Raw genomic sequence first — 26,487 nt, 5'->3', positions numbered from 1 at the left:
CAGGACGACACAAGGAAGGACCGCAACATGGCGAAGGTCGCGTTCGTGTTTCCCGGGCAGGGCAGTCAGGCCGTGGGGATGGGCAAGGACCTCTACGAGCAGTTCCCCGAAGCGCGCGCCGTCTTCGACGCCGTGGACGACGCGCTCGGCGAGAAGCTCTCCTCCACCTGCTTCAACGGCCCGGAAGACGCGCTGAAGCTCACCGCCACCACCCAGCCCGCCATCCTCACGGTGTCGGCCGCGGTGCACGCGGTGTTCAAGGCGCGCGGCCCGGCCCCGCTCTTCGTCGCGGGCCACTCGCTGGGGGAATACTCCGCGCTGGTGGCCGCGGGCTCCCTGGACCTGCGCGACGCGGCGCGGGCGGTGCGCGCTCGCGGCACGTTCATGCAGGAGGCGGTGCCCGCGGACGTGGGCGCCATGGCGGCCATCCTGGGCCTCGCGCCGGACGCGGTGAAGGCCGCCTGCGACGCCGCGGCGGAAGGGGAGATCGTCTCGCCCGCAAACTACAACTCGCCCGAGCAGACCGTCATCGCCGGCCACAAGGCCGCGGTGGAGCGCGCGGGCCTCAAGTGCAAGGAGGCCGGGGCCAAGCGCGTGATGCCGCTGCCCGTCTCCGCGCCCTTCCACTGCGCGCTGATGGATCCGGTGAAGCCGAAGCTCGCGGAGGTGCTCGCGGGCGTGCGCATCCTCGCGCCGCGGGTGCCGGTGGTGAGCAACGTGGAGGCCACGCCCAATTCGGACGCCTCGCGCGTGGTCCCGCTGCTGCTCGCGCAGGTGAGCGCGCCGGTGCGCTGGATTGAGTGCGTGGAGACGCTGAAGGCCAACGGCGTCACGCACGTGGTGGAGCTGGGGCCGGGCAAGGTGTTGGGCGGCCTCATCAAGCGCATCACCAAGGACATCGAATCGTTCAACGTCGAGAACGCCGCGACCCTGGAGAAGGTGCTCGCCGCGTTGGGGGCAGCATGAGCGGCTTCAACGAGAAGGTGGTGCTGGTCACGGGCGGCTCGCGCGGCATCGGCCGGGCAGTCGCGCTGGCCTTCGCGAAGGCGGGCACGTCCACGGTGGTCATCAGCTACGTGGGCAACGAGGCCGCCGCCCAGGAGACCGTGGGCATGCTCCAGCAGGCGGGCGCCAAGGCGGAGGCCATCCGCTTCGACCTGCTGGACACCGCCGCGTGCGCGGGCGCAGTGGACGGCGTCATCAAGACGCACGGGCGCCTGGACGTGCTGGTGAACAACGCGGGCCTGGCGGTGGACGGCCTGGTCATGCGCGTCAAGGATGAGGACTGGGACAAGCAGCTGGATGCCAACCTCCGGGGTCCTTTCGCGCTGATTCGCGCCGCCAGCCGCCCGATGATGAAGCAGCGGAGCGGGGCCATCATCAACATCACCTCCGTGGTGGGGGAGATGGGCAACCCGGGGCAGTCCGCCTACTCGGCGGCCAAGGCGGGGCTTATCGGCATGACCAAGTCGGTCGCCAAGGAGCTGGCCAGCCGCAACATCCGGGTCAATGCCGTGTCCCCGGGCTTCATCGCGACGGACATGACGTCCCATCTGGACGACGAGCTGCGCCAGAAGATGGTGGGGGGCATCCCGCTCGCCCGCCTGGGCAACCCGGAAGAGGTCGCCGGGGCGGTGGTGTTCCTTGCGAGTGATGCGGCGTCCTACATCACCGGCGAGGTCCTGAAGGTCAACGGCGGCATGTACATGTAAGCCAAGGTTGGATTGCCGCCGGGCGTGGGATATACCGCGCCGGCCTTTGAGACAGCCTGTGAGTCAAGCCGGGTCCGACCTGGCCGCTGGAGGATTTACAATAATGACGACTGCCACCGTGAACGTCGAAGCCAAGATCAAGTCCATCATCGCCGACCAGCTCGGCGTGGGAGAGGACGAGATCAAGCCCGAGGCCTCCTTCATCGAGGACCTGGGCGCGGACAGCCTCGACATCGTCGAGCTGGTCATGGCGATGGAAGAGGAGTTCGAGGTCGAGATCCCCGACGACGAGGCGGAGAACATCAAGACCGTCGGCGACGCCATCAACTACGTGAAGACCCACAAGAAGTAGCCGCGGCATCCAGCAGTGTCGGGGCCACGGGGGCGCGCTTCACCGGCGCTCCGGTCCCATCGCGGTCCGCGGTCAGTGGAGAGGACAAGTGTCAAACCGTCGAGTCGTCATCACCGGCACCGGCATGATTTCCGCGCTGGGCACCGGCACCGAGAAGAACTGGCAGGCGCTGCTGGCCGGCCAATCCGGGATCGGTACGATCACCCGTTTTGAACTGGGGAAGCTCGACGCGCGCATCGCGGGCGAGGTGAAGGACTTCCAGCCCGAGCAGTTCATCGACCGGCGTGAAGTGCGCCGGATGGACCTGTTCGCCCAGTACGCGATGGCCGCGGCCGACATGGCGGTGAAGGAGTCGGGCCTGCCCATCGGCCCGGACGCGCCCCACGGCTACAACCCGGAGCGCGTGGGCGTCATCGTGGGCTCCGGCATCGGGGGCATCTCCTCCCTTGAGGAGCAGCACCGCAAGGGGCTGGAGAAGGGGTTCGACCGGCTGTCTCCCTTCTTCATCATCCAGATGATCGTCAACATGGCGCCTGGGCTCATCTCCATGCGCTTCAACTGCAAGGGCCCCAACTGGGCCCCGGTGTCCGCGTGCGCCACCAGCGCCCACGCCATCGGTGAGGCGTGGAAGTCCATCCGCCTGGGTGAGACGGACGCGGCCATCGCAGGCGGCGCGGAAGCGGCCATCACGCCCCTGGGCATGGGCGGCTTCTCCGTGATGAAGGCCCTGTCCACGCGCAACGACGACCCCGCGGGCGCCAGCCGTCCGTTCGACAAGGACCGCGACGGGTTCGTCATGGGCGAGGGCGCGGGCATCGTCGTGCTGGAGGAGATGGAGGCGGCGAAGAAGCGCGGCGCCAACATCCTCGCGGAGATCGTGGGCTACGGCGCCAACTCCGACGCGTACCATGTCACCCAGCCGGCCCCGGAGGGCGAGGGCGCGGCGCGCTGCATGCGGCTGGCGCTCCAGTCCGCGGGCATGCGGCCGGAGGAGGTGGGCTACATCAACGCCCACGGCACCTCCACGCAGTTCAACGACGCCAACGAGACCAAGGCCCTCAAGGCCGTGTTCGGCGACCACGCCCGCAAGCTGGCGGTGTCCTCCACCAAGTCGATGACGGGCCACATGCTCGGCGCGGCGGGTGGCGCGGAGGCGGTGGTGAGCGTGCGGGTGCTGACGCACAACGTGCTGCCCCCCACCATCAACCAGACGACGCCGGACCCCGACTGCGACCTGGACTACGTGCCCAACACGGCGCGCGAGGCCCGGGTGGACGCGGTCATGAGCAACTCGTTCGGCTTCGGTGGCACCAACGCGGTGCTGGTGTTCAAGCGCTTCGCCTGATGGCTTCCGGCCCGCTGCTCCCGTGACGGGGCGGCGGGCAGGGGCCTTTCCTTCCAGGCCCCGCCCTTCGAGCGGGCGCCGCTTCGGAGTCCGGCCGTGAAAGTCATCCTCGCCTCCGACCACGCGGGACTCGAACTGCGCCAGGAACTGGTCGCCCTCCTGAAGGAGCGCGGCGCCGCGTTCGACGACCTGGGGCCCCACTCCCGTGAGTCCGTGGACTACCCGGACTTCGCCTCCCAGGTGGCGAGCGCGGTGGTCGCGGAGGCCGGTACGCTGGGCGTGCTGGTGTGCGGCACCGGCATTGGCATGAGCATCGTGGCCAACAAGCACCGGGGCGTGCGAGCGGCCCTCTGCACCACCGAATTCGAGGCGCGGATGACCCGCGCGCACAACGATGCCAACGTCCTGTGCCTGGGCCAGCGCGTGGTCGGCGCGGGCGTGGCGCGTGGCATCCTCGAGGCCTTCCTCGACACCGCCTTCGAGGGCGGCCGTCACGAGAAGCGCGTCCAGAAGATTCGCGACGTCGAAGCCCAGCAGCGCTGAAGCAGCCCGACGTCGTCCCCAATGCTGTCCCCGTTCGTCGCCAGGAGGCACCCCATGGAGAACACCCGCACGCTGGCCCAGGTGGACCCTGAAATCGCCCAGGTGCTCCGACAGGAGACCGAGCGTCAGGAAGAGGGGCTGGAGCTCATCGCCTCGGAGAACTTCGTCAGCCCGGCGGTGATGGAGGCGGTGGGCTCGGTGCTCACCAACAAGTACGCCGAAGGCTACCCCGGCAAGCGCTACTACGGCGGCTGCGAGGTGGTGGACGTCGCGGAGACGCTGGCCATCAACCGCGCGAAGGAGCTGTTCGGCGCGGACGCGGTGAACGTGCAGGCGCACTCTGGCAGCCAGGCCAACATGGGCGCCTTCATGGCCCTCATGAAGACGGGCGACACCATGCTGTCGCTGGACCTGAACTCCGGCGGCCACCTCACCCACGGCGCGGCGTTCAACTTCTCCGGCAAGCTCTACAAGGTCGTCCACTACGGCCTGACGCGCGAGACGGAGACCATCGACTTCGCGCAGGTGGAGGCGCTGGCGCTGGAGCACAAGCCCAAGGTGCTGGTGGTGGGCGCGAGCGCCTATCCGCGCACGCTCGACTTCGCGAAGTTCCGGGAGATCGCCGACAAGGTGGGCGCCTCCATGCTGGTGGACATGGCCCACATCGCGGGCCTCGTCGCCGCGGGCGTGCACCCGTCGCCGGTGCCCTTCGCTGAAATCGTCACCACCACCACGCACAAGACGCTGCGGGGGCCGCGCGGCGGCATGGTGCTCAGCAAGGAAGCCTTCGCCAAGAGCATCAACAGTCAGATCTTCCCTGGCATCCAGGGCGGGCCGCTGATGCACGCCATCGCGGGCAAGGCGGTGGCCTTCAAGGAAGCGCTGACGCCGGAGTTCAAGGCCTACCAGAAGCAGATCGTCGCCAACGCGCAGGCGCTGGCGGAGGCGCTGAAGTCCGCGGGCCTGCGGCTGTGCTCGGGCGGCACGGACAACCACCTGATGCTGGTGGACCTGCGCTCCAAGAAGCTCACCGGCAAGGTCGCGGAGGAGGTGCTCAACAAGGCGGGCATCACCGTGAACAAGAACATGATCCCCTTCGACCCGGAGAAGCCGATGGTGACCTCCGGCGTTCGGGTGGGCACGCCGGCCATCACCACGCGCGGCATGCGCGAGAAGGAGATGGCGGTGGTGGGCAAGCTCATCGGTGAGGCGTTGGACCATGCGCAGGACGACGCCGGGCTCGCGCGGGTGCGCGGCCAGGTGAAGGACCTGGCCCAGGGCTTCCCGCTGTACGCCTCGCGGTTGAAGTAACCCGCCCCCCGTGCGCTGCCCCTTCTGTCAGGACGCGGAGAACAAGGTCATCGACTCGCGAGAGTCGCATGAGGGCTCCGTCATCCGACGGCGGCGCGAGTGCCTGGCCTGCAAGCGCCGCTTCACCACGTACGAGCGGGTGGAGGAGCTCTACCCGCTCATCGTGAAGAAGGACGGGCGGCGCGAGGCCTTCGACCGGGAGAAGATGCTCAACGGCCTGAAGAAGGCCTGCGAGAAGCGCCCGGTGTCCGCCGCGCAGTTGGAACAGACGGTGGAGGACATCGAGCGGATGCTCCAGGGGATGGGGGAGAAGGAAGTGCCCTCGTCCTCCATTGGTGAGCACGTGATGCGGCGGTTGCAGCAACTGGATGAGGTGGCGTACGTGCGCTTCGCGTCCGTGTACCGCAGCTTCCGGGACATCTCCGAGTTCATGCACGAGCTGAAAGATTTGCTCGAGGACCAGGAGCGCGAGCGCAAGGTGAAGCCGCCTTCGACTCCGCCCAAGGACGGTTAGGAAGGGCGGTATGCGCTTGCTCACGCGGGGACGGTTGCAGGCGGCGAAGACGCCCCGGGCGAAACGCGCGGCGGACTTCGACCATGCGGTGGCCGAGTTCTTCATGCGCATCGCGCTGGAGGAGGCCGCCAAGGGCCTGGGCCGCACCAGCCCCAACCCCGTCGTCGGGGCGGTGCTGGTGAAGGGCGGGCGCATCATCGCGCGCGGCCACCACAAGAAGGCCGGCACGGCGCACGCGGAGGTGGTGGCGCTGGAGGCCGCCGGCTCCAAGGCGCGGGGCGCGGACCTCTACACGACGCTGGAGCCGTGCGACCACTACGGGCGCACCCCGCCGTGCAGCCTCGCGGTGCTGGAGGCCGGCGTGCGGCGCGTGTTCAGCGCGTCGTCGGACCCCAACCCCCTGGTGAGCGGCAAGGGCCTCAACCGGCTCAAACGCGGCGGCGTGGCGGTGGTGACGCACGTCCTCAAGGCGGAGGCGGACGCGCTCAACCGGCCCTTCTTCAAGGTCATGCGCACCGGCCTGCCGTGGGTGACGCTCAAGGCCGCATCGACGCTGGACGGGAAGCTGGCCGCGTCGAATGGGAGCTCGCAGTGGGTGACGGGAGCGCCCGCGCTCGAATGGGTGCACAAGCTGCGCGACCAGGTGGACGCCATCCTGGTGGGCGCGAACACCGTGCGGCTGGACGACCCCCGCCTCACCACCCGGCTGCCCGGCGGTGGAGGCAAGGACCCCGTGCGCGTGGTGGTGGACTCGCACCTCAAGCTGTCCCCGACGCACACCGTCTTCACCCAGCGCAGCCCGGCGCGCACCATCATCGCCACGCTGGAGGACCCGGATGGGCGCAAGGCGCGGCGCTTCCTGGCGCAGGGCGTGGAGGTCTGGCATGTGCGCGCGAAGCAGGACCGCGTGGACCTGAAGGCCGTCCTGCGCCGCATCGCGAAGGAGGGGCTCAACCACGTGCTGGTGGAGGGCGGCGCGGGCCTGTACGGCACGCTGATTCGCGAGCGCCTGGCGGATTCGCTCGACCTGTTCCTCGCGCCCAAGCTGGTGGGGGCCGGGGGCCTGTCGTGGGCGGGCGAGCTGGGCGTGAAGGACATGGCCCAGGCCCTGGCGGTGAAGGACCTGAAGGTGGAGAAGGTGGGCGACGACGTCCTCTTGCGCGCCCTGCTCTGAAGGCCAGCACTGGCCTCGCGCTCCCGTTATAGAATCCGGCCATGTTCACCGGCCTCATCCAGGACACTGGCACCATCACCCGCATCGTCCCCGGGGGCATGACGGACGTGTGGATTCGGACCTCGCTGGGCGCGGAAGCGTTCGCGCTGGGGGAATCCATCGCCGTGGACGGCGCGTGCCTCACCGTCGTGGAGAAGGGTGGGGACACCTTCCGCGTGCAGGCCGCGCCGGAGACGCTGCGGCGCACCACGCTGGGCGCCCGGCGCTCGGGGGACAAGGTGAACCTGGAGCGGGCCCTGGCGCTGGGGGACCGGCTGGGAGGCCACCTGGTGTCGGGCCACGTGGACGCCGTCAGCGAGGTGCTGGAGACCTTCGCGGAAGGGGGCTCGTGGGTGATGGTGTTCCGGCTGCCCCCGGAGCTGGCGCCCTGCTTCATCGACAAGGGCTCGGTGACCATCGACGGCATCAGCCTCACGGTGAACGCGGTGGAGGCGGACCGCTTCCGGGTGCAGCTCATTCCGGAGACCCAGGAGCGCACCACGCTGCACGCCAAGGGCCCCGGCGCCCAGGTGAACCTGGAGGGCGACCTCATCGGCAAGTACGTGGCCCGGCTGTTTGCCCTCAGGGGCGCCCCGGAGGCTGGCCAGGGCGGCGGCCTGACGGAGGCCGTGGTCCGGGCGGCGGGCTTCACCCCGCGCGGGTAGGGAATGCCCCGGATTCCAGGGGGGAGCCCATGCAGGGCGCGGTGCGGCAAACCGCGTGCAGACGCCGGGGGGCGGGGTGGTGTAAGGAGCGCGCCATGCCTCGCTATTTCGAAGGGGATTTCCTCCCCCCCCAGGGCCGGTTCGCCATCTGCGTGTCCCGGTTCAACAGCTTCATCACGGAGGAGCTGCTGAAGGGCGCCGTGGACACGCTGGTGCGTCATGGCGTGAAGGACGACGCCATCGACGTGTACCGCTGCCCCGGCACGTATGAGCTGCCCGGCCTCACCCGGCGCGTGGCGGAAGGCGGCCAGTACGCGGGCCTCGTCATCCTGGGCGCGGTGATTCGCGGCGGCACCCCCCACTTCGACTACGTGGCGGGCGAGTGCGCCAAGGGCGTGGGTTCGGTGGCGTTCAGCGCGGCGGCGGGTCCGAAGCCGGCGGCGGTGACGTTCGGCGTCCTCACGTGCGATACCGTGGAGCAGGCCATCGACCGTGCGGGCGTGAAGGCGGGCAACAAGGGCGCGGAGGCCGCGGTGGCCTGCATCGAGATGGTCAATCTCTTCGCGCGGATGACCGCCGCCGAACGGAAGGGCTGACCGCATGGGCGCGCGCAGAACGGCACGGGAGCGGGCGTTGCAGGCGCTCTTTCAGTTGGACATGGCCCAGGGCGCCGCCCGGGATGCCCTGGATTCGGCGTGGGCCGCCTCCGCGGATGACGGCAAGCCGGAGCCGGACGCGGTGAAGTTCGCCAAGGAGCTCGTCGACGGGGTGCAAGCCCACCGCGAGGAGATCGACGCGCTCATCGAACGCCACAGCCACAACTGGCGGCTGGATCGCATGTCCCGCATCGACCGGAACGTGCTGCGGCTGGGCATCTTCGAATTGAAGTACCGCCCGGACATCCCCCGCAAGGTGACCATCAACGAGGCGGTGGAGCTGGGGAAGAACTTCGGGACGGAGGAGTCGAGCGCCTTCGTCAACGGCCTCCTGGACCGCGTCGCGGTGGCGCTCGGGAAGCCGTGAGCCAGACGACCACCCTGGACGTGGGCCTGGAGGGCCTGGACGCGCTGGCCGGGGTGGACGCCCTGTGCCTCTTCGTGGCCGAGGACGACCGCCCCCTGCCTTCCACCGCGGGCTACGTGGACTGGCGGCTGTGCGGCGTCCTGTCCCGGGTGCTCCAGGGTGGCTTCTTCACCGGCGTGAAGGACGACTGGCTCCTGTTGCCCTCGGACGGGAAGTTCTCCGTGCCGCGCATCTTCGTGGTGGGCCTGGGGTCGCGAAAGCGCCTGGACGCGGCCGCGCTGGGCGAGGCCCTGTCCGGAGCGGCGAAGGTGTTGAGCCGCGCGAAGGTGGAGTCGGTGGCGCTGGAGGTCCCCGGGAGCGCGGGCCTGAGCGACTCGGCGCGGGCCGAGGCGTACCAGAAGCAGTTCCTGCCGGCCTTCAAGGGCGCCCGGGTGTCCCTGCTCGCGGACAAGGGGCTTGTCGGGTCGCTGTCATCCCGCAAGGGGTGACGTCCTGCGTCCGGGCGGGGGTTCTGCTAGCATCCGACCTCCGAGGCGTGCGCGCGATGAAGTTCAAGGTGCTGATTGTCGAGGACTCCAAGGTGTCGCGCGAGCACATCGCCGCGGCCGTGGAGTCCGTGGACGGCATCGAGGCCGTCGCCACCGCCAGCGGCTTCGAGGCGCTGAAGCTGCTGCCCCGTCAGCGCTTCGACCTCATCATCACCGACATCAACATGCCCGACATCAACGGGCTGGAACTCATCAACTTCGTCAAGAAGAACCCCAACTACCGGGACGTGCCGCTCATCATCATCACCACGGAGGGGCGTGAACAGGACCGCACCCGGGGGATGGCGCTGGGGGCTGCGGGCTACCTGGTGAAGCCGTTCCAGCCGGAGGACCTGGAGGCGCTCCTGCGGCGCTTCCTGAAGCCGCTTTGACGCCCGGAGGCAAGGCGCTGGCGGAGTTCGTCGCCGAGGCCACGGAGATCCTCGACGCGCTGGGAAGGGACTTGCTCGCGCTCGACGAGGCCCGCGACCAGGAGGCGGATCCGGAGCACATCAACGGCATCTTCCGCGCGGCGCACTCGCTCAAGGGCCTGTCGGGGCTCTTCGGCCAGGAGCGCATCACCCAGCTCGCGCACGCGGCGGAGGACCTGCTCGACCGCCTCAGGCTGGGCCGGCTGACGCTGGACGACCAGGTGCTGGACGCGCTGGTGGACGCGCTGGACACCTTCCAGTCGCTGCTCGGGGAGACGTCGCGGGGCGAGGAGGGCGAGGACCTCACCCGGCGCACGCGGGCCATGGAGGACCGGCTGGCGCGCATGGGTTCGCCGCCGCCCGTCGTGGAAGAGGATCCGCTGGAGCGGCTGGAGCTGGACGCCTCCGTGCGCGCCGTCTTCACCGAATACGAAGAGCACCGGCTGCGCGAGAACGTGCGGCGCGGGGTGGCGCTGTGGCGGGTGCGCGCCGCGTTCGACCTCTCCGACTTCGACAAGGGACTCGCGGACCTCAACGCGCGGCTCAAGCCCCTGGGCGAGGTCATCAGCACGCTGCCCTCCTCGCGCCCCGGTGGCGCCGCTGGCATCGCGTTCGACCTCATCTTCGGCGCGAAGGTGTCCGCCCAGGAGTTGGAGGCGGGCCTCCAGGGCACGCCTGCGGAGCTGGAACCGCTGGCGGTGCGCCCGCCGCAGGACGGTGAGGATGGCCCCGCCTTCGACCTGCCCCGGTCGCCGGACGCGGCGCCCCCGCCTCCCGAAAGCCCGGACACCGGGCCGGTCACCGCGCCCCGTGCGAAGCGCAAGAAGAAGGGGCCGCGCTCCCAGCCGCTGGCGCTGGAGGCAGGCGCGACACGGCCTCTGTTGCCGGCGGCCACCGCGACATCGGGGCCAGGCACCGCGCTGACCGGGGCGCTGTCGTCCGGCGTCACGGCCCTGCCTTCGGGAAGCCCTCCGCGCATGCGGGCGGTGGAGAGCCCTTCGGCCACGACGCTCGGGCTCCAGTCCGCCGCGTCCGCGCCGGTGCCCGCGGGGCGTCCCCGTCCGGAAGAGACGTCGCTGCGCTCGCTCACGCAGACGGTGCGCGTGGACATCGGCCGGCTGGACGGGCTCATCAACATGGTGGGCGAACTGCTGCTCATCAAGGCGAACCTCCAGCGGCTGGCGGAGACGTCCCGGCAGGACGGGACGGTGGCGCTGTCGAAGCTGTTCGGCCAGGAGCTGTCGCGGGAGACGCGGCAGTTGGAGCGCAAGCTGGAGGCGCTGCAGGAGGGCCTGCTCGAAGCGCGCATGGTCCCGGTGGGCCAGGTGTTCGACAAGCTGGCGCGGCTGGTGCGGCGCATCGCTCGCGAGGCGGGCAAGGAGATCGACTTCGTCAGCACCGGCGGCGAGGTGGAGCTGGACAAGCTCATCGTCGAGGAGCTGAGCGATCCACTGATGCACCTCATCCGCAACGCCATCGACCATGGCGCGGAGGGGCCGGAGGCGCGGCTGTCCGTGGGCAAGCCCCGGCGCGCGCTGCTCCGGCTCCGGGCCGAGCAGAAGGGCAACCACGTCCTCATCAGCGTGAGCGACGACGGCTCCGGCATCGACGAGTCGCGAGTGCGTGAGGTGGCCCTCTCCCGGGGGCTCGTCACCGCGTCGCAGATCAGCGAGATGACGCGGCGCGAGCTGCTCAACCTCATCTTCCTGCCGGGCTTCTCCACCCGCTCCAGCGTCAGCGCGCTGTCCGGACGCGGCGTGGGCCTGGACGTGGTGAAGAACAACCTGGGCAACCTCTCCGGCATCATCGACGTGTGGAGCGAGCGCGGGAAGGGCACGGCCTTCCACCTGACGCTGCCGGTGACGCTGGCCATCGTGCGCGCGCTGGTGGTGGGCGTCAGTGGCCGCACCTACGCGGTGCCGCTCAACAGCGTGCTCGAAATCCTCTCCGTGCAGCCCCAGGACATCCGCACGGTGGAGCGCCGCGAGGTGTTGGACTTGCGCGGGCAGACGCTGCCCTTCCTGCGGCTGGGGCGGCTGTTCCTCCTGCCGGAGCGCGAGGTGAACCGCCACTTCGTCGTGGTGGTGGGCCTGGCGCAGCAGCGGCTGGGCATCGCGGTGGACGAACTGTTCGGCCAGCAGGACATCGTCACCAAGCCACTGGGCGGACGGTTGAGTGGCGTCAAGGGCATCTCTGGCGCCACCGACCTGGGCAACCGGCGGACGGTGCTGGTGCTGGATGTCGCGGAATTGCTGGAAGAGGGCATCGCGCAGGAGCGACGCCGCGCCTGAGGCACCCGTGCCGGGGGGCTGCTATCTTCCGGAGCGTGTCCCGTTTCGAAGCCCTGCTCGACGCGTTCTTCTACCGCCCGGACGAGGACGTCAGCGGCCTCATGGACTTCGCCGCGGGCAGCGACGGACTGGCCTCGCGCGTCCCGGAGGAGGAGCCCACGGAGTACCTGGCCTTCCGCCTGGAGGCCGAGTGCTACGCGGTGCCCATCCTCACCGTGCGGGAGATCTGCAAGGTGCCGCTGCTCACGGAGATTCCGCGCTCGGAGCCGGAGCTGCTGGGCGTGATGAACCTGCGCGGGGAGCTGCTGCCCGTCTACGACATCAAGCTGCGGCTGCGGCTGGCGGACGCGCCGCCGCTGGTGGCGGGGCCGGACGCGGGCCTTCCGCCCCGGGCCGCGCGCATCCTGGTGCTCAAGACGGATGCCGGGCCCGCGGGCGTCTGGGTGGATTCGGTGGCGGGCGTGGTGCGACTCAAGCCGTCCATGGTGGAGCTGTCGCCCGCGGGGCTTCGCGGCGACCGTGACTGCGTGGCGGGGCTGGGCCGCAAGGGCTCGCAGCTCTACATCCTGTTGGATCCGGAGCAGGCGCTCGCCCCATGACGGACCCCGTGAACCTGATGGCCCGCCGTCCGCGCGGCGTGACGGCCGACGACGCCCCGGCGCACGAACTGGAAGTGCAGCTGTGCGCCTTCTTCGTGGGCAACGAGGAGTACGTGCTGGACATCATGCGCGTGGAGGAGATCCTCCCGCCCCAGCGCGTCATCCCCATTCCCCATGCCCCCGCCTTCGTGGAGGGCGTGCTGCACCTCAGGGGCTCCATGCTGCCCGTGGTGGACCTGCGGCGGCGCCTGTTGGGGCAGGTGGCTCCGGAGACGAAGCGCACGCGGCTGCTCGTGTGCCGGTTGGGGACGCGGCGCGTGGCGGTGCGGGTGGACCGGGTCGCGGAGGTGCTGCGCATCCGCAAGGGCGACATCAAGCCCGCGCCCGCGCTGATGGCCGCGGGCCGCACGCCCTTCGTCGTGGGCGTGTGTGGGCCGCCGGAGCGGCTCCGGCTGCTGTTGGACCTGAAGGCGCTCCTGCGCGCGGAGCTGGACCGTGAATCACGGGGGCCGACGGCGGGTTGAGCCCGGCGCTTTCGTCCCGTGTCGACGTTCGGATGGCGGTGGGGATCTACACCCCGGGGTTCTTCGGGCAGGATGGGGGCTCACGCAGGCTTTGCCCCCGGGAGGGTACGGCGGATGAGCGACGCGGTGCAGTCCCTCGCGGCACAGGAGGAGGCCCGGTACCGGGCCCTGCAGGTCGTGGATCCCCGCGCGCCCGGGGCCCTGGAGACCTTCACCGAGGGACTGCATGACGAGAGCTGGCGCGTGCGGCACGCGGCGGCGGAAGGGCTGCGGCGCCTGCCGGACGCGGAAGGCGTCGTGACGCGGCTCATCTCCGTGCTGGGCGAGCGCGGCGAGACGGGCGCGCGCAACGCGGCGGCGGAGGCGCTGGCCGGCATGGGCACGGTGGCGCTGCGACCGCTGGTGCAATTGCTGGAACACGAGGATCCGGATCAGCGCAAGCTCGCGGTGGACATCCTGGGGCAGCTGGGCCGCACGGAGGTGGAGGACGTCATCCTGCGCTCGCTCTCCGACGTGGACCTCAACGTGCGCGTGTCCGCGGCCGAGGCGCTGGGGCGCATCGGTGGCGAGGCCGCGGTGCGGGCGCTGGAGGCGCTGCTGGACGCGGACACGTCGCTGCTCCGGCTGGCCGCGCTGGAGGGACTGGCGGCGCTGCGCAAGGCTCCGTCCACCGCCCGGGTGATGGCGCTGGTGGAAGAACCGCTCCTGCAGCGCAGCGCGCTGCGCCTGCTGGGACTCTGCCCTCCGGGCGCGTCCACCGAGCGCATCTGCCGCGCCCTGGCCTCGTCGGTGCGTTCGGTGCGCGAGGCGGCCCTCGTCGCGCTGGGCACGCAGGCGACGGGCCTGGGTCCCTATGAGCGCAACGAACTGGATGCCGTGGCGCGCTCGGTGCTGGCCCACACCCCGGAGATGACGGAGCGGGTGGCGCAGGCGCTGGACGTGGAGGACGTGCGGATCCGCGCCGGAGCGCTGGTGGCCGCCGGGGCGTTGGGCGAAGCGTCGCTGGCGTTGGCGGTGGCGGAGGTGGCGCGCGAGGACCGGCTGCTGCGCGAGGTGCTCTTCACGCTGGGGCAACTGGGCACGGAGGGGCGCCGGCTGCTGCTGAACAACATGGGCGCGCTGTCGCTGCCCGCGCGCACGGTGGCGGCGGAGGCGCTGGTGCTGCTGGTGGACGCGACGTCGGTGCCGGAGCTGTGCGCGCTCCTGGAGTGGGCGGAGGACGACCTGCGCGCGGTGGTGGTGCGGGCCTTGGGTCGCACGCGCTCTCCGGAGGCGCTGCTGCCCCTGGTGGGCCTGCTCGCGGATGCGTCGCTGTCGGGCACGGCGACGCGAGCATTGGATCAGCTCATCGCGGTGCATCCGCTGGCGGCCCTGGCCGCGCTGGAGACGGCGGTGGAGCAGCGCACCACGCCCGTGGCGGTCGCGGTGCTGGGACGGCTGGGCGGCGTGCAGGTGCTGCCCCTGTTGCGGCGGCTGGCGCGCGACGTGGACGCCCCCTGGCGCGCGGCGGCGGTGGAGGCGGCGAGCCGGGTGAGTGGCGAGGCGGGCCTGGAGCTGGCGCGGGGCGCGCTTGCGGACGAGTCCGCACCGGTGCGCATCGCGGCCGTGCGGGCGATGGGACGACAGGGCGGGAGGGAGGCCGGCAACTTCCTGGGGCTCGCGCTGAAGGACGAGGACCGCGCCGTGCGGCTGGCCGCGGTGGAGGCGGTGGGCGTGGGCGGCGCCACGGAGCGCGCGTTGGACCTGGAAGCGCTGGTGCGCCATGGCGACGGTGCGCTCGCGGTGCTGGCGGTGCGCGCCCTGGCGAAGCTGGGCAAGGTGGGCGCGGGCATGCTGTGGGATGCGCTGGGCCATCCCGACACGGAGGTGGTGAAGGCGGCGCTGGCGGCCCTGACGTCGGCGGACGGCGCGGCGGACGGCGCGGCGCTGGCGGTGTCGCTGGTGGGGCATCCCCGGTGGGACGTGAGGGCGGCGGCGGCTCGGGTGCTGGGAGACCTGGGACGGCCCGAATGCCTGCCCGTGCTCCAGCAGGCACTGGCGGTGGAGCACGACGCGCTGGCCCGCAAGGCGTTGGTGGACGCGGTGGCACTGTTGTCGGGGCGTTGAGGGAAGGCCGCGCATGCCACGCTTCGACGAAGGCCGTCCGGAGATGACGCTGGAGGAGTTCAGGCTTCTGCGCGACCACGTCTATGCCCATTGCGGCATCCTCATCCACGAGGACATGAAGTTCGTGATGGAGCGGAGGTTGTGGCCCCGGCTGGAGGCGCTGGGGCTCACGGACTTCGGCGCCTACCACCGCTACCTGCGCTACGACGCCCAGCGCATCGCGGAGCTGGAAGCGGCCGTCGAATCCCTCACCACCCACGAGACGTACTTCTTCCGCGAACCCGCGCAGCTCAAGGCCTTCTGCGAGGAGCTGCTCCCGCTGTTGGAGAAGAAGAACGCGCGCACCCGGCGGCTGCGGCTGTGGTCGGCGGGGTGTTCCTCCGGCGAGGAGGCGTACACCGTGGCGATGCTGCTGAAGGACAGCGGCCGCTTCGACGACTGGGACGTGGAGGTGCACGGCACGGACCTGTCGCGCCGGGTGCTGGCGGTGGCCCGCCGCGCCGAATACGGGCCCAGCGCCCTGCGCGCGACGCCGCCGGAATTGCTGGAGCGCTTCTTCGTGCCCGCGGGGGTGAACCGCGTGCGCGTGCGCGACGACGTGAGGGCGTGGGTGAGCTTCGGCCACCACAACCTGGCGGACGAAGCGACGAGCCAGCTGGTGCCGCGCACCGACGTCGTCTTCTGCCGCAACGTGATGATCTACTTCGACCAGGTCATGCGGCGCCGGGTGCTGGGCGTCATCCGCGATCGGCTCTGCCCCGGGGGCTACCTGCTGCTGGGCCACGCGGAGAACCTGCTCAGCCTGGGCGCTGACTTCGAACTGGTGCACTTGAAGGGCGACCTCGTGTACCGCCGGCCGGAGCTGCCGCACGGGGAGGGCCGCTGATGGGACAACCGCTCACGGTGCTCGTCATCGACGATTCGGCCACCAACCGCCGCACGCTCACCACGCTCCTGGAGTCGTCCAACGAGGTGATGGTGTTGGACTGGGCGGGGGATGGCGAGGAGGGGCTCAAGAAGGTCCTGGACCTGAAGCCCGACGTGGTGACGTTGGACTTGGAGATGCCCAGGCTGGGAGGCCACACCTTCCTGCGGCTTTTGATGCGCGCCGCGCCCACGCCCGTCATCGTCATCTCCAGCTACTCGCACAAGTCGGACGTGTTCAAGGCGCTGGAGCTGGGCGCGTTCGACTTCATCGCCAAGCCGCCCCGGAGCACGCCGGAGGCGCTGGAGATTCTTCGGCGCGAGCTGTTGGACAAGGTGTTCGCGGCCCGCCATGTGAAGTCGGGGGGACGCCACGGGGCCGCGCTGCGCACCGCCGTCCTGTCGGGGGATGCGCCCCAGGTCATCGCGGTGGGTGCGTCCACGGGCGGGCCTCCGGCGGTGCAGCGGATATTGGAGGGCCTGGCCAGTGAACCCACGGTGAGCGTGCTGGTGAGCCAGCACATGCCCTCGCAGTTCACCCGGGCCTTCGCGGAGCGGTTGGATCGCATCGGCCCCTTCACCGTGACGGAGGCGTGCGACGGCGACGTGGTGGCGCCGGGCCACGTCTACATCGCGCCGGGCGGACGGCACCTGGTGCTGACGGAGCGCGGGGGACGGATGGAGCTGCGCACGCCGGGGCCGGTGCCCGCGGACAAGTACGCGCCGTCGGTGGACCGGCTCTTCGAGAGCGCGGCGGAGGTGCTGGGCTCCCGCGCGGTGGCGGTGGTGCTGACGGGCATGGGCGCGGATGGGGCGCAGGGCGTGCGCTACGTGCGGCGCGAGGGCGGAGAGTCCTGGGCCGAATCCGAGGACACGGCGGTGGTGTTCGGCATGCCCAAGGAGGCCATCGCCACCGGGGCGGTGACGCGGGTGCTGCCCCTGGACTCCATGGGGACGGAGCTGGCGGCGCTGGTGCGGCGGCGGAGGCAGTCGTCCGGGCAGTGAATCGGTGGTTGCCGGACAGGCCCCCGCACAAACCCGGGACGGGCCGCGCGCGGGTGCTAGGCTGTCGGGCATGTCGGAGCAGCAGATCCGCGCGCTGGTGGTGGACGACTCGCAGGCCATGCGCCGCAGCATCATGTACGCGCTCCAGCGGCTCACGGGCGTCGTCTGCATCGAGGCCGAGGACGGGGTGGCGGGGCTGAAGATGCTCACCACCCAGGGCCGCTTCGACCTGGTGCTGACGGACATCAACATGCCGCTGATGGACGGGCTGAAGCTCATCAGCCACATCCGCAAGGCGCCGGAGCACCGGGGCGTGCCCATCATCGTCGTGACGACGGAGGGCGCGGAGGCGGACCGGGCGCGGGCCATGGCCCTGGGCGCGAGCGCCTACCTGGTGAAGCCCGTGCAGGCCCGGGTGGTGTTGGAGACGGTGAAGGAACTGCTGAAGCTCGACTGAGCTTCTGGGGCCCACGCACGCATGGAACCGGCGCTGGACGTCGAGGGTTTGCAGAAGACGTACGGCGCGGTGCAGGCGGTGCGGGGGCTGACGTTCCAGGTGGCGCCCGGTGAGGTGCTGGGCCTCGTGGGACCCAACGGCGCGGGCAAGACGTCCACGCTGCGCTGCCTCGCCGGCATCCTGCCTCCGTCCGTAGGGCGCGTGCGGGTGGCGGGGCACGACCTGGCGCTGGCGCCGGTGGAGGCGAAGCGGGCGCTGGCCTTCCTTCCAGATGAGCCGCGCTTCTTCGAGTACCTCACTGTCTGGGAGCACCTGAACTTCACCGCGCGCCTCTACGGCGTGGAGGACTGGGAGGAGCGGGGGCGCGCGCTGCTGGAGGAGATGGAGCTGACGGGCCGGGAGAAGTCGCTGCCGGGCGAGCTGTCGCGGGGCATGAAGCAGAAGCTGTCCATCGCGTGCGGCTTCCTGCACCAGCCCCGGCTCATCCTGCTGGACGAACCGCTGACGGGGTTGGATCCGCTGGGTATCCGGCGGATGAAGGCCTCGCTCAAGCGGCGCGCGGAGGAGGGCACCGCGCTGGTGCTGTCCTCGCACCTGCTCCCGCTGGTGGAGGAGCTGTGCCACCGGCTGCTCATCATCGCTGGAGGCCGCGCGGTGGCGCTGGGAACGCTGCCGGAGATTCGCGAGCAGCTGGCCGGTGGGGAAGGCGACGGCGCGTCGCTGGAGGAGCTGTTCGTGCGCATCACCAGCGCGGCGTCGGAGGAGTCGGGCGCGGCCGGGCCGGGGCCTGGGGCCACGTGAGCTTTTCGCGGGCGGTGGCGTTCCTGTGGGTGCGGACCTGGCGCAACCGGCTGGTGCGTCAGGTGCAGCGGCTGAAGCGTCCGCGCTACCTGCTGGGCGCGCTGGTGGGCGCCGCGTACCTGTATTCGCTCGTGGGCCGCAGCGTGTTCGTGCAGGGCACAGGCCGTGGGGTGTCCCCGAACGCGCGGATGTTCGCGGAGTTCTCGCTGGAGGTGTCGGTGCTGGGCACGCTGGTGACGGCGTGGGTGCTGGGCGCGGACCGGCCAGCGCTGTCCTTCACGCAGACGGAGGTGCAGTACCTCTTCCCCGCGCCCGTCACGCGCAAGGCGCTCCTGCACTACAAGCTGCTGCGAGGCCTCTTGAGCGCGGCGCTGGCGGCGCTGGCGGCGACGGTCTTCGTGGGACGCTTCACCAGTCCCCATCCGGAGCTCTTCTTCCTGGGCGCCGCGCTGGCCATGGGGACGCTGTACCTGCACGGCACCGCGGCGTCCTTCGTGCGCGCGTGGCTGGTGTCCCGGGGGCGGTGGGGCAGCGTCGTGCGCTGGACGGTGGTGGGGCTGGTCCTCGTGGCGGTGATGGGGACGCTGGTGACGACGTTGGAGGCGCATCCGTGGCCAGCGAACGCGGGCGCCCCCTACGCCGTGCGTGAGTGGTTGCGCGACGTGCTGAACGCGCCCGGCACCCGGGCGGTGCTGTGGCCGGGCCGTGCGCTGGTGGCCCCCTCCATGGCGCGCGGCACCCAGGACTTCCTGCGCTACCTGCCCGCGTCACTCGCGTTGCTCGCGGCGCACTACGCCTGGGTGCTGGCGGTGGAGACGCCCTTCGAGGACTCGGCGGTGGCCGGGGCGGATGCGCGGACGCGCGAGCAGGCCCGTCGGGGCAACCGGTCCGCGCGCGGCGGGAACATCCGCGTGGGGCGGGTGCCCTTCATGCTCAAGGCCCGGGGGCGTCCGGAGGTGGCGCTCGTGTGGAAGAACCTCATCGCCCGCAAGCGCCTGGGCGGTGGGTTGGTGATGCTGCTGGGCTTCGTGTTGATAGGCGCGCTGGTGGCGCTGGTGCTGAACGACACGCGGATGTTCTCCAACACGCGGGAGCTCCTGGGCCCCATGAGCCTGATGGTCGCGGTGGCGATGGCGGTCATCGGCCCGAGCGCGTTCCGGACCGACCTGCGCATGGACCTGCCGAAGCTGGAGCTGCTGCGCGCACTGCCGCTCACGGGGCGCCAGGTGGTGGGCGCGGAGCTGGCGGCGTCGGCGCTGACGCTGGGCGCGGTGCAGTGGGTGATGTTGCTGGTGGCGCTGGTGCTGGGCGTGGGCACGGACGACGAAACGCTCGCGCCGTGGTCCACGCCGGTGGTGCTGGGCCTGCTGTCGGTGTTGCCGGCGCTGGGGCTCGCGGGGCTGCTGGTGCAGAACGCGGCGGTGGTGCTGCTGCCCGCGTGGATTCCGGCGGACTCGGAGCGGGCGCGTGGCGTGGAGGCCCTGGGCCAGCGGCTGCTCACGCTGGTGGGCACGCTGGTGGTGACGTTCCTGGGACTGTTGCCTGCCGCGGTGGTGGCCCTCCTCGTGGGCTATCCGTTGTTCACTGTCGTGGGCCGCTGGGCGGTACCGCTCGCGGGGCTGGTGGCGGCGGGGGCACTCTTCGCGGAGGTGGCGCTGGGCGTCGCCGTCCTGGGCCGCGCCTTCGAACGGCTGGACGTGTCCGAGGAGCAGTCGAACGAAGGTTGAACGCGAGCACGAAGGGAGCATCCCCATGAAGGTCGGCTTCATCGGATTGGGAAACATGGGCGCGCCGATGGCGAAGAACCTGCTCGGCGCGGGCCATGAAGTCACCGTCTGGAACCGCACCGCCTCCAAGGCGCAGCCGCTGCAACAGCAGGGCGCGCGCGTGGCGAAGACGCCCGCCGATGCGGCGCGTGACGCGGAGGTCGTCGTGTCCATGCTGGCGGATGACCCCGCCGTCGAAGCCGCCACCCTGGGCCCGGACGGCCTCGTCGGGGCCCTGCCGAAGGGCGCGGTCCACGTCTCCTCCAGCACCATCTCCGTCGCGCTCTCGGAGCGGCTGACGAAGGCGCACGCGGACGCGGGCCAGGGCTACGTCTCCGCCCCCGTCTTCGGCCGTCCGGAGGCCGCCGAGGGCAAGCAACTCTGGGTCATCACCGCGGGCCCTCGGGCGCAGGTGGAGCGCGTGCGCCCGCTGCTCACTGCGCTGGGGCGCGGCCTCACGGAGCTGGGGGAGAAGCCCTCGGCCGCCAACGTGGTGAAGCTCTCCGGCAACTTCCTCATCGCGTCGATGATGGAGGCCCTGTCGGAGGCCTTCGCCCTGGCGGAGAAGTCCGGCGTGGAGCGCGCCGCGTTCCTGGACGTCTTCAAGTCCGTCTTCGCCCGCTCGCCCATCTTCGAGAACTACGCGGGCGCCATCGCGAAGGGGCAGACCACCCCCGCGGGCTTCGCGCTGCGCCTGGGCCTCAAGGACGTGACGCTGGCGCTCGAAGCAGGGCGCGCCGCCGAGGTGCCACTGCCGCTGGCGAGCCTCCTGCGCGACCACTTCCTCACCGGTGTCGCGCAGGGACGCGGGGATGAGGACTGGTCCGCGCTGGGCGAACTCGCGCGGGACCGAGCGGGCTTGAAGAAGAAGTCCTGAGCAGACGAAGGGCCTCCCGGGCACCTGCCACGGGAGGCCCTGTCCCGGCGGGGACTCACTTCTTCTTTCGCAGCACCTCCGCGGGAAGGTTGCGGCGCTCCGACGTCAGGAAGACCGACAGGACCATCACCAGGGGATTGGGCAGGACAACGAGGACGAGGATGAGGACGAGCCGGCAGGCGCGGATGCACCTGCGCAAGCTCGCCTTGAGGACGCGCCAGCAGGCGCGCCCCGCGTTCGAAAGCAGCGACATGGGGAGACTCCAGGAACCGAAGGACCTTCCAGGGACGGGGCCGCTGGAAGGGCTCAGTGCAGGAGCGCCCGGTGCAGGAGGTAGAGCGGGTGCGGCGGCCCTGGACTCCTGGGCGTGCGAGCGACGCGGTGGACGGTGGCCTGTGCGCGAGCCTCCCGGATGCGCGGCGTGGAGCCCCGGCGCCGGGCGGGTGCCACTTCGGCCGGACGTCGTGCCTCGGGCGCGCGTCGGTCCACGAGGACCGCGACCACGCCCTCGGGCCCGGGCAGGGGATGCGCGGAGGCACCAGCGCCCAGCGCCAGCGCGACGCACGCCAGCGCCAACCTCAACCAGCGAGCCACCTGCCGCGCATGCCAGGACACGGGGCCCAACGTAGCCAGGGCGCCGCGTCCGTCAAACCCAGGCCTCCCTTGTCAGGGTGAACACCCTGGGCGCTCGGGACGGCCCAGCCGGGGCGCTGCCCGTCGGCCATGGTCACGAGGGTCTATCTGGACGACCCACGGGCGCGACCTGTGCGCCCGAGCGCGCGACCCCCAGATTTCCCATGGACCCGAGGTCGGCTGAGCAATGACTGAGCACGGCCTCCATTCCTTGGAGGAGACAGCCATGGCACGCGCAATCATCAAGAAGGTCAGCGATTCGGACGAGCACCGGCCGTTCGTCGCGCACGGCTCCGCGGATGTCCTGAAGCTCGGCGAGCTCACCATCGGCCGTGGGGTCTTCGAACCCGGCTGGCAGTGGTCGAAGGACGTGAAGCCGCTCGCCGGAACCGAGTTCTGCGAGGTCATCCACACCACCTGCATCCTGTCCGGGCAACTGCACGTCAAGATGCGGGACGGCCAGGAGTTCGACCTGGGGCCGGGCGACGTCGCCTTCATCCCCCCGGGCCACGATGCCTGGGTCGTAGGCAAGGAGCCCTGCCGCGCCGTGGACTTCACCGGCGCGGAGGACTACGCCCGCGTCGAGGCACCCAAGGAGAAGGAGGAGGCAGAGCCCTCCGTCCTCCAGTAGGCCCGGCGGGCGACGACGCCCCGGGTGTCACGATGCTTCGGACCGCGGGCGGGGTCTCCGCCCACGGTCCGCTACCGCGTGGAACTCAGAACTGCGCGGAGCCCGGAACGCGCGGGTAGGGGATGGCGTCGCGGATGTTCTGCAGGCCGCAGATGTAGACGATGAGCCGCTCGAACCCGAGCCCGAAGCCCGCGTGCGGTACCGTGCCGTAGCGGCGCAGGTCGCGGTACCACTGGTAGTGCTCCGGGTTCAGGCCGAACTTGACCATGCGCGCGTCGAGCACATCCAGACGCTCCTCGCGCTGGCTGCCGCCGATGATCTCCCCGATGCCCGGGGCCAGCACGTCCATCGCGGCGACGGTCTTCCCGTCCTCGTTGATGCGCATGTAGAAGGCCTTGATGGCCTCCGGGTAGTTCATCACCACCACGGGCCGGCCCACGTGCTCCTCGGTGAGGTAGCGCTCGTGCTCCGTCTGCAGGTCCTTGCCCCACTCCGGCGTGTACTCGAACTTCTTCTTCGCCTTCTGGAGGATGGAGATGGCGTCCGTGTAGTCGATGCGCTCGAAGCTGGAGCCGATGAACTTCTCCATCCGCTCCGTGACGCCCTTCTGCTGGCGCTCCTCGAAGAACTTCATGTCCGGCGCGCACTCGTTGAGCACGGCCTTGAACACGTACTTGAGGAACCGCTCCGCCAGCGCCGCGTCCTCGTTGAGGTCCGCGAACGCGATCTCCGGCTCAATCATCCAGAACTCGGCCAGGTGCCGCGTGGTGTTGCTGTTCTCCGCGCGGAACGTGGGGCCGAACGTGTACACCTTCGACATCGCGAGGCAGTACGCCTCCACGTTCAGCTGCCCGGACACGGTGAGGTAGGCCTCCTTGCCGAAGAAGTCCTTGCCCCAGTCAATCTTTCCGTCCGGACCTCGCGGCGGGTTGGACGCATCCAGCGTGGACACGCGGAACATCTGGCCCGCGCCCTCCGCGTCGCTCGCGGTGATGATGGGCGTGTTGACCCAGCAGAAGCCCTCTTCGTGGAAGAAGCGGTGCACCGCCTGCATGGCGGAGTTGCGCACGCGGGTGATGGCCCCGAAGGTGTTCGTGCGCACGCGCAGGTGCGCCACGTCCCGCAGGAACTCCAGCGAGTGCTGCTTGGGCGTGATGGGGTAGGTGTCCGGGTCATCCACCAACCCCAGCACCTGCACCTCGTCCGCCTGGATTTCGAACGCCTGCCCCTTGCCCTGGGACTGCACCAGGGTGCCCTTGGCGATGACGGAGGCGCCCGCGGTGAGCCGGAGGATCTCCTTCTCGTAGTTGGGCAGCGAATTGGGTGCGACGACCTGGATGGGGTCGAAGACCGACCCGTCGCTCACGTTGACGAAGCTGATGCCCGCCTTGGAGTCGCGGCGCGTCCGCACCCAGCCGCGCACCTCCACCTTCGAGCCCGCCTCGACCGACCCCGAAAGGGCCTTCTTCACACTCACGACCTGCATGGTGCTCTCCCTCTGCGCCAGACCGGGAAGGCGAGTTAGTCGCGCCCGGGCCGGAGGGCAAGCACCGAGCGAAGGCCGCCCCCAGCCCGGGGCACCCACATGGGGGCCCCGGTCAGGTTCCCGGGCCTGGAGGCCGTCCAGGGAGGCAGGCCGTACGGGGGCGGACCGTCGGGCCCTTCGACGCGGCAAGACTTGTTGCCCGCATGTCGCACCTCCCGCTAAGAGACTGAAAAGCCATGGCGATGAACGAGCGTTACGAGCCGCAGTCGATTGAAGGAAAGTGGCAGGCCCGCTGGGACGAGGAGGGCATCTTCCGGGCAGGCAGGCGTCCGGACGCCCCCAAGAAGTACGTCCTGGAGATGCTGCCGTACCCCAGTGGCCAGATGCACATGGGGCACGTGCGCAACTACCTCATCGGGGACGTCTACGCGCGCTACTACCAGATGCGCGGCTTCGACGTGCTGCACCCCATGGGCTGGGACGCCTTCGGTCTGCCGGCGGAGAACGCGGCCATCAAGGACGGCGTCCACCCGGCCATTCGCACCCGCGAGAACATCGAATCGTTCAAGGCGGAGATCAAGACGCTCGGCTACAGCTACGACTGGTCGCGCGAGGTGAACACCAGCCAGCCGGAGTACTACCGCTGGAACCAGTGGTTCTTCCTCCAGTTGCTGGATCGCGGGCTCGTCTATCGCCGCTTCAGCAAGGTGAACTGGTGTACGGGCTGCCACACCGTCATCGCCAACGAGCAGGTGAAGGACGGCCGCTGCGAGCGCTGCTCCTCGGAGGTGCTGGACAAGGAGATGCCCGAGTGGGCGTTCCGCATCACGAAGTACTCGCAGGACCTGCTCGACGCGCTGCCCACGCTCAAGCAATGGCCGGACAGCATCACCACCCGCCAGCGTGACTGGATTGGCCGTTCGGACGGCGCGGAGGTGGAGTTCCGCGTGCAGGGGCATGACGCGGCCCTGCGCGTCTTCACCACCCGCGTGGACACGCTCTTCGGCTGCACCTACGTGGTGCTGGCGCCGGACCACAAGCTGGTGGCCCAGGTGACGAAGCCGGAGCAGCGCGCGAACGTCGAAGCGTTCGCGAAGCGCATGGCGGCGCAGAACAAGACGGAGCGGCTGGGCGAGGACACGGAGAAGGAGGGCGTCTTCACCGGGGCGCACGCGCTGCATCCGTTCACCGGGCAGCCGGTGCCCATCTGGATCGCCAACTTCGTGGTGAGCGACTACGGCACCGGCGCGGTGATGAGCGTGCCGGCGCACGACGAGCGCGACTTCGCCTTCGCGCGCAAGTACTCGCTGCCCGTGCGCGTGGTCATCCAGCCGGCCAAGGGTGACAAGCTGGGCGCGGGGGAGACGCTGACCGAGGCCTCCACCGACGACGGCGTGCTGGTGGACTCCGGGGACTTCACCGGCCTGCCTTCCGCGGAGGCGCGCGTGAAGATGGCCGCGACGCTGGAGGCCCAGGGCAAGGGCAAGGCCACGGTGACGTACCGCCAGCGGGACTGGGGCTTCAGCCGCCAGCGCTACTGGGGCACGCCCATCCCCATCATCTACTGCGAGAAGTGCGATCCGGAGCGCAAGGGCATCCCCGTGCCTTTGGATCAGCTCCCGGTGCGCCTGCCGGACATCGACACGCAGGAGGTGCTCACTGGCCGGGGCGAGCCGCCGCTCGCGAAGGTCGCGTCCTTCGTCAACACCACCTGCCCGAAGTGCGGCGGTCCCGCGCGTCGGGAGGCGGAGACGATGGACACCTTCGTCGACTCCTGCTGGTACTTCGCGCGCTACCTGTCGCCGCACTACGACGCCGCGCCCTTCGACCCCGAGGTGGCCAAGCATTGGCTGCCCGTGGACGTCTATGTGGGCGGCCCCGAGCACGGCACGATGCACCTGCTCTACTTCCGGTTCTGGACCCGGATCATGAAGCTGCTCGGCCTGTCTCCGGTGGATGAGCCCGTCACGCGGCTCATCACCCAGGGCATCGTCAACGGCGCCGACGGTCGCAAGATGGGCAAGCGCTACGGCAATGGCGTGGCGCCCTCCACCATCGTGCAGAAGTACGGCGCGGACACGGCGCGCACCTACGTGCTCTTCGCGGGGCCGCCGGAGCGCGACTTCGACTGGTCCCCGGATCAGGTGGAGGGCGTCGCCCGCTTCCTCAAGCGCGTGTGGACGCTGGCCGCCACGCACCATGCGTCCGTGGCGGACGTCACGTACGACGGCCCCTATGAGGGCAAGGCCCTGGAGACGCGCCGCGCGGCGCACAAGTGCCTCAAGCGCGTAAGCGAGGCGATTGAGCGCCTGTCCTTCAACACCGGTGTCGCCGGCATCATGGAGTGCGTGAACGCGCTCTATGCGGTGGGCACGCCGGAGACGCAGGCGGAGAAGGCGGCCATGGCGGAGGCGATGCGGCTGCTCGCGCGCATCCTCACCCCGTTCGCGCCGCACATCGCGGACGAGCTGGCGGAGGCCTACGGCTCCAAGGTGCTCACCGTGTCGGAGGCCTGGCCGGAGTTCGACCCGGCGCTGGTGGTGGACGACGTGATTCCGTACGCCGTGCAGGTGAACGGCAAGCTGCGCGCGGAGGTGCGCGTGGCGGCGGACGCGAGCGAGGCGGACGTGCGCGCGGCGGCGGAGGCGGAGGAGAAGGTGAAGTCCGCCCTCGAGGGCAAGACGCTGCGCAAGTTCGTCTTCGTCCCCAAGCGGCTGGTGAACTTCGTCGTCGGCTGACGCCAATCGCTGA

28 protein-coding genes are annotated in these 26,487 nt (G+C 70.5%); 25 read left to right on the top strand and 3 right to left on the bottom strand.

The window, feature by feature from the left end; genetic code table 11:
• The first annotated feature begins 27 nt into the window (after positions 1-27).
• The 23 genes from fabD (at position 28) to OV208_RS08585 (ending at position 20,986) form a co-directional block, all read left to right on the top strand.
• Positions 28-966, top strand: a complete 939-nt coding sequence (gene fabD / locus OV208_RS08695; protein WP_267573357.1) for an ACP S-malonyltransferase — start codon at positions 28-30, stop codon at positions 964-966.
• Positions 963-1,712: a 3-oxoacyl-[acyl-carrier-protein] reductase gene (gene fabG, locus OV208_RS08690; protein ID WP_267573356.1), complete on the top strand. Its 750-nt coding sequence runs from the start codon at positions 963-965 to the stop codon at positions 1,710-1,712. Before fabD ends, fabG begins: the two co-directional genes overlap by 4 nt.
• 103 nt (positions 1,713-1,815) lie before the next feature.
• Positions 1,816-2,064 (top strand): acyl carrier protein, encoded by a 249-nt coding sequence (gene acpP / locus OV208_RS08685; protein WP_120540526.1) that lies wholly within the window; start codon positions 1,816-1,818, stop codon positions 2,062-2,064.
• An 88-nt stretch (positions 2,065-2,152) separates the two neighbouring features.
• The gene (gene fabF, locus OV208_RS08680) at positions 2,153-3,409 is read left to right on the top strand and encodes a beta-ketoacyl-ACP synthase II (RefSeq protein ID WP_267573355.1); all 1,257 of its coding nucleotides are present in this window, start codon (positions 2,153-2,155) and stop codon (positions 3,407-3,409) included.
• Positions 3,410-3,505: 96 nt separating this feature from the next.
• On the top strand, positions 3,506-3,952 hold the full coding sequence (gene rpiB / locus OV208_RS08675) for a ribose 5-phosphate isomerase B (RefSeq protein WP_267573354.1): 447 nt from the start codon (positions 3,506-3,508) through the stop codon (positions 3,950-3,952).
• Positions 3,953-4,006: 54 nt separating this feature from the next.
• Positions 4,007-5,263 carry a serine hydroxymethyltransferase gene (gene glyA / locus OV208_RS08670; protein ID WP_267573353.1) on the top strand — a complete coding sequence of 419 codons (1,257 nt, stop codon included), beginning with the start codon at positions 4,007-4,009 and terminating at the stop codon, positions 5,261-5,263.
• Positions 5,264-5,273: 10 nt separating this feature from the next.
• Positions 5,274-5,777: a transcriptional regulator NrdR gene (nrdR, locus tag OV208_RS08665; protein ID WP_120540522.1), complete on the top strand. Its 504-nt coding sequence runs from the start codon at positions 5,274-5,276 to the stop codon at positions 5,775-5,777.
• 10 nt (positions 5,778-5,787) lie between these two features.
• Positions 5,788-6,951 carry a bifunctional diaminohydroxyphosphoribosylaminopyrimidine deaminase/5-amino-6-(5-phosphoribosylamino)uracil reductase RibD gene (gene ribD, locus OV208_RS08660; RefSeq protein WP_267573352.1) on the top strand — a complete coding sequence of 388 codons (1,164 nt, stop codon included), beginning with the start codon at positions 5,788-5,790 and terminating at the stop codon, positions 6,949-6,951.
• Between the two features lie 41 nt (positions 6,952-6,992).
• Complete coding sequence (locus OV208_RS08655; RefSeq protein WP_267573351.1) at positions 6,993-7,655, top strand: riboflavin synthase; 663 nt, start codon at positions 6,993-6,995, stop codon at positions 7,653-7,655.
• 95 nt (positions 7,656-7,750) lie between these two features.
• Entirely contained in the window at positions 7,751-8,251 is a 501-nt protein-coding gene (gene ribE, locus OV208_RS08650; protein ID WP_120533836.1) for a 6,7-dimethyl-8-ribityllumazine synthase, read from the top strand.
• A 4-nt stretch (positions 8,252-8,255) separates the two neighbouring features.
• Positions 8,256-8,678, top strand: coding sequence for a transcription antitermination factor NusB (gene nusB, locus OV208_RS08645; RefSeq protein WP_267573350.1), 423 nt, complete (start codon positions 8,256-8,258; stop codon positions 8,676-8,678).
• Complete coding sequence (locus OV208_RS08640) at positions 8,675-9,166, top strand: M17 family peptidase N-terminal domain-containing protein (RefSeq protein ID WP_267573349.1); 492 nt, start codon at positions 8,675-8,677, stop codon at positions 9,164-9,166. The genes nusB and OV208_RS08640 overlap by 4 nt, the downstream gene beginning before the upstream one ends.
• A gap of 56 nt (positions 9,167-9,222) precedes the next feature.
• On the top strand, positions 9,223-9,597 hold the full coding sequence (locus OV208_RS08635) for a response regulator (protein ID WP_120540517.1): 375 nt from the start codon (positions 9,223-9,225) through the stop codon (positions 9,595-9,597).
• Positions 9,594-11,927 carry a chemotaxis protein CheA gene (locus tag OV208_RS08630; RefSeq protein ID WP_267573348.1) on the top strand — a complete coding sequence of 778 codons (2,334 nt, stop codon included), beginning with the start codon at positions 9,594-9,596 and terminating at the stop codon, positions 11,925-11,927. Before OV208_RS08635 ends, OV208_RS08630 begins: the two co-directional genes overlap by 4 nt.
• Before the next feature lie 35 nt (positions 11,928-11,962).
• The gene (locus OV208_RS08625) at positions 11,963-12,526 is read left to right on the top strand and encodes a chemotaxis protein CheW (RefSeq protein ID WP_267573347.1); all 564 of its coding nucleotides are present in this window, start codon (positions 11,963-11,965) and stop codon (positions 12,524-12,526) included.
• Positions 12,523-13,050, top strand: coding sequence for a chemotaxis protein CheW (locus tag OV208_RS08620; protein ID WP_267573346.1), 528 nt, complete (start codon positions 12,523-12,525; stop codon positions 13,048-13,050). Before OV208_RS08625 ends, OV208_RS08620 begins: the two co-directional genes overlap by 4 nt.
• A gap of 114 nt (positions 13,051-13,164) precedes the next feature.
• The gene (locus OV208_RS08615; RefSeq protein ID WP_267573345.1) at positions 13,165-15,156 is read left to right on the top strand and encodes a HEAT repeat domain-containing protein; all 1,992 of its coding nucleotides are present in this window, start codon (positions 13,165-13,167) and stop codon (positions 15,154-15,156) included.
• A gap of 13 nt (positions 15,157-15,169) precedes the next feature.
• Entirely contained in the window at positions 15,170-16,042 is an 873-nt protein-coding gene (locus OV208_RS08610; protein WP_267573344.1) for a CheR family methyltransferase, read from the top strand.
• Positions 16,042-17,085 carry a chemotaxis-specific protein-glutamate methyltransferase CheB gene (cheB, locus tag OV208_RS08605; RefSeq protein WP_267573343.1) on the top strand — a complete coding sequence of 348 codons (1,044 nt, stop codon included), beginning with the start codon at positions 16,042-16,044 and terminating at the stop codon, positions 17,083-17,085. Before OV208_RS08610 ends, cheB begins: the two co-directional genes overlap by 1 nt.
• A 70-nt stretch (positions 17,086-17,155) precedes the next feature.
• Positions 17,156-17,542, top strand: coding sequence for a response regulator (locus OV208_RS08600; RefSeq protein WP_267573342.1), 387 nt, complete (start codon positions 17,156-17,158; stop codon positions 17,540-17,542).
• A 21-nt stretch (positions 17,543-17,563) separates the two neighbouring features.
• Positions 17,564-18,343 (top strand): ABC transporter ATP-binding protein, encoded by a 780-nt coding sequence (locus tag OV208_RS08595; protein ID WP_267573341.1) that lies wholly within the window; start codon positions 17,564-17,566, stop codon positions 18,341-18,343.
• On the top strand, positions 18,340-20,070 hold the full coding sequence (locus tag OV208_RS08590; RefSeq protein ID WP_267573340.1) for a putative ABC exporter domain-containing protein: 1,731 nt from the start codon (positions 18,340-18,342) through the stop codon (positions 20,068-20,070). The genes OV208_RS08595 and OV208_RS08590 overlap by 4 nt, the downstream gene beginning before the upstream one ends.
• Before the next feature lie 25 nt (positions 20,071-20,095).
• On the top strand, positions 20,096-20,986 hold the full coding sequence (locus OV208_RS08585; protein WP_267573339.1) for an NAD(P)-dependent oxidoreductase: 891 nt from the start codon (positions 20,096-20,098) through the stop codon (positions 20,984-20,986).
• A gap of 55 nt (positions 20,987-21,041) precedes the next feature.
• On the opposite strand, the gene OV208_RS08580 is transcribed toward OV208_RS08585, so the two are convergent.
• Positions 21,042-21,239 carry a hypothetical protein gene (locus tag OV208_RS08580; protein ID WP_120544097.1) on the bottom strand — a complete coding sequence of 66 codons (198 nt, stop codon included), beginning with the start codon at positions 21,237-21,239 and terminating at the stop codon, positions 21,042-21,044.
• A gap of 53 nt (positions 21,240-21,292) precedes the next feature.
• The gene (locus OV208_RS08575; RefSeq protein WP_267573338.1) at positions 21,293-21,601 is read right to left on the bottom strand and encodes a hypothetical protein; all 309 of its coding nucleotides are present in this window, start codon (positions 21,599-21,601) and stop codon (positions 21,293-21,295) included.
• A gap of 244 nt (positions 21,602-21,845) precedes the next feature.
• Here OV208_RS08575 and OV208_RS08570 point away from each other — a divergent pair, with 244 nt between their 5' ends.
• The gene (locus OV208_RS08570; protein ID WP_267573337.1) at positions 21,846-22,250 is read left to right on the top strand and encodes a cupin domain-containing protein; all 405 of its coding nucleotides are present in this window, start codon (positions 21,846-21,848) and stop codon (positions 22,248-22,250) included.
• An 85-nt stretch (positions 22,251-22,335) separates the two neighbouring features.
• Here OV208_RS08570 and asnS read toward each other — a convergent pair whose 3' ends face one another.
• Complete coding sequence (gene asnS, locus OV208_RS08565) at positions 22,336-23,736, bottom strand: asparagine--tRNA ligase (protein WP_267573336.1); 1,401 nt, start codon at positions 23,734-23,736, stop codon at positions 22,336-22,338.
• A gap of 236 nt (positions 23,737-23,972) precedes the next feature.
• Here asnS and leuS point away from each other — a divergent pair, with 236 nt between their 5' ends.
• A complete protein-coding gene (gene leuS, locus OV208_RS08560) occupies positions 23,973-26,474 on the top strand; it encodes a leucine--tRNA ligase (protein ID WP_267573335.1) in 2,502 nt (833 codons plus the stop codon).
• Positions 26,475-26,487: the final 13 nt, after the last annotated feature.

The organism is Corallococcus sp. bb12-1, from assembly GCF_026626765.1.
Classification (GTDB): Bacteria; Myxococcota; Myxococcia; order Myxococcales; family Myxococcaceae; genus Corallococcus; species Corallococcus terminator.
This window is presented reverse-complemented; position numbering and strand designations above follow the sequence as displayed.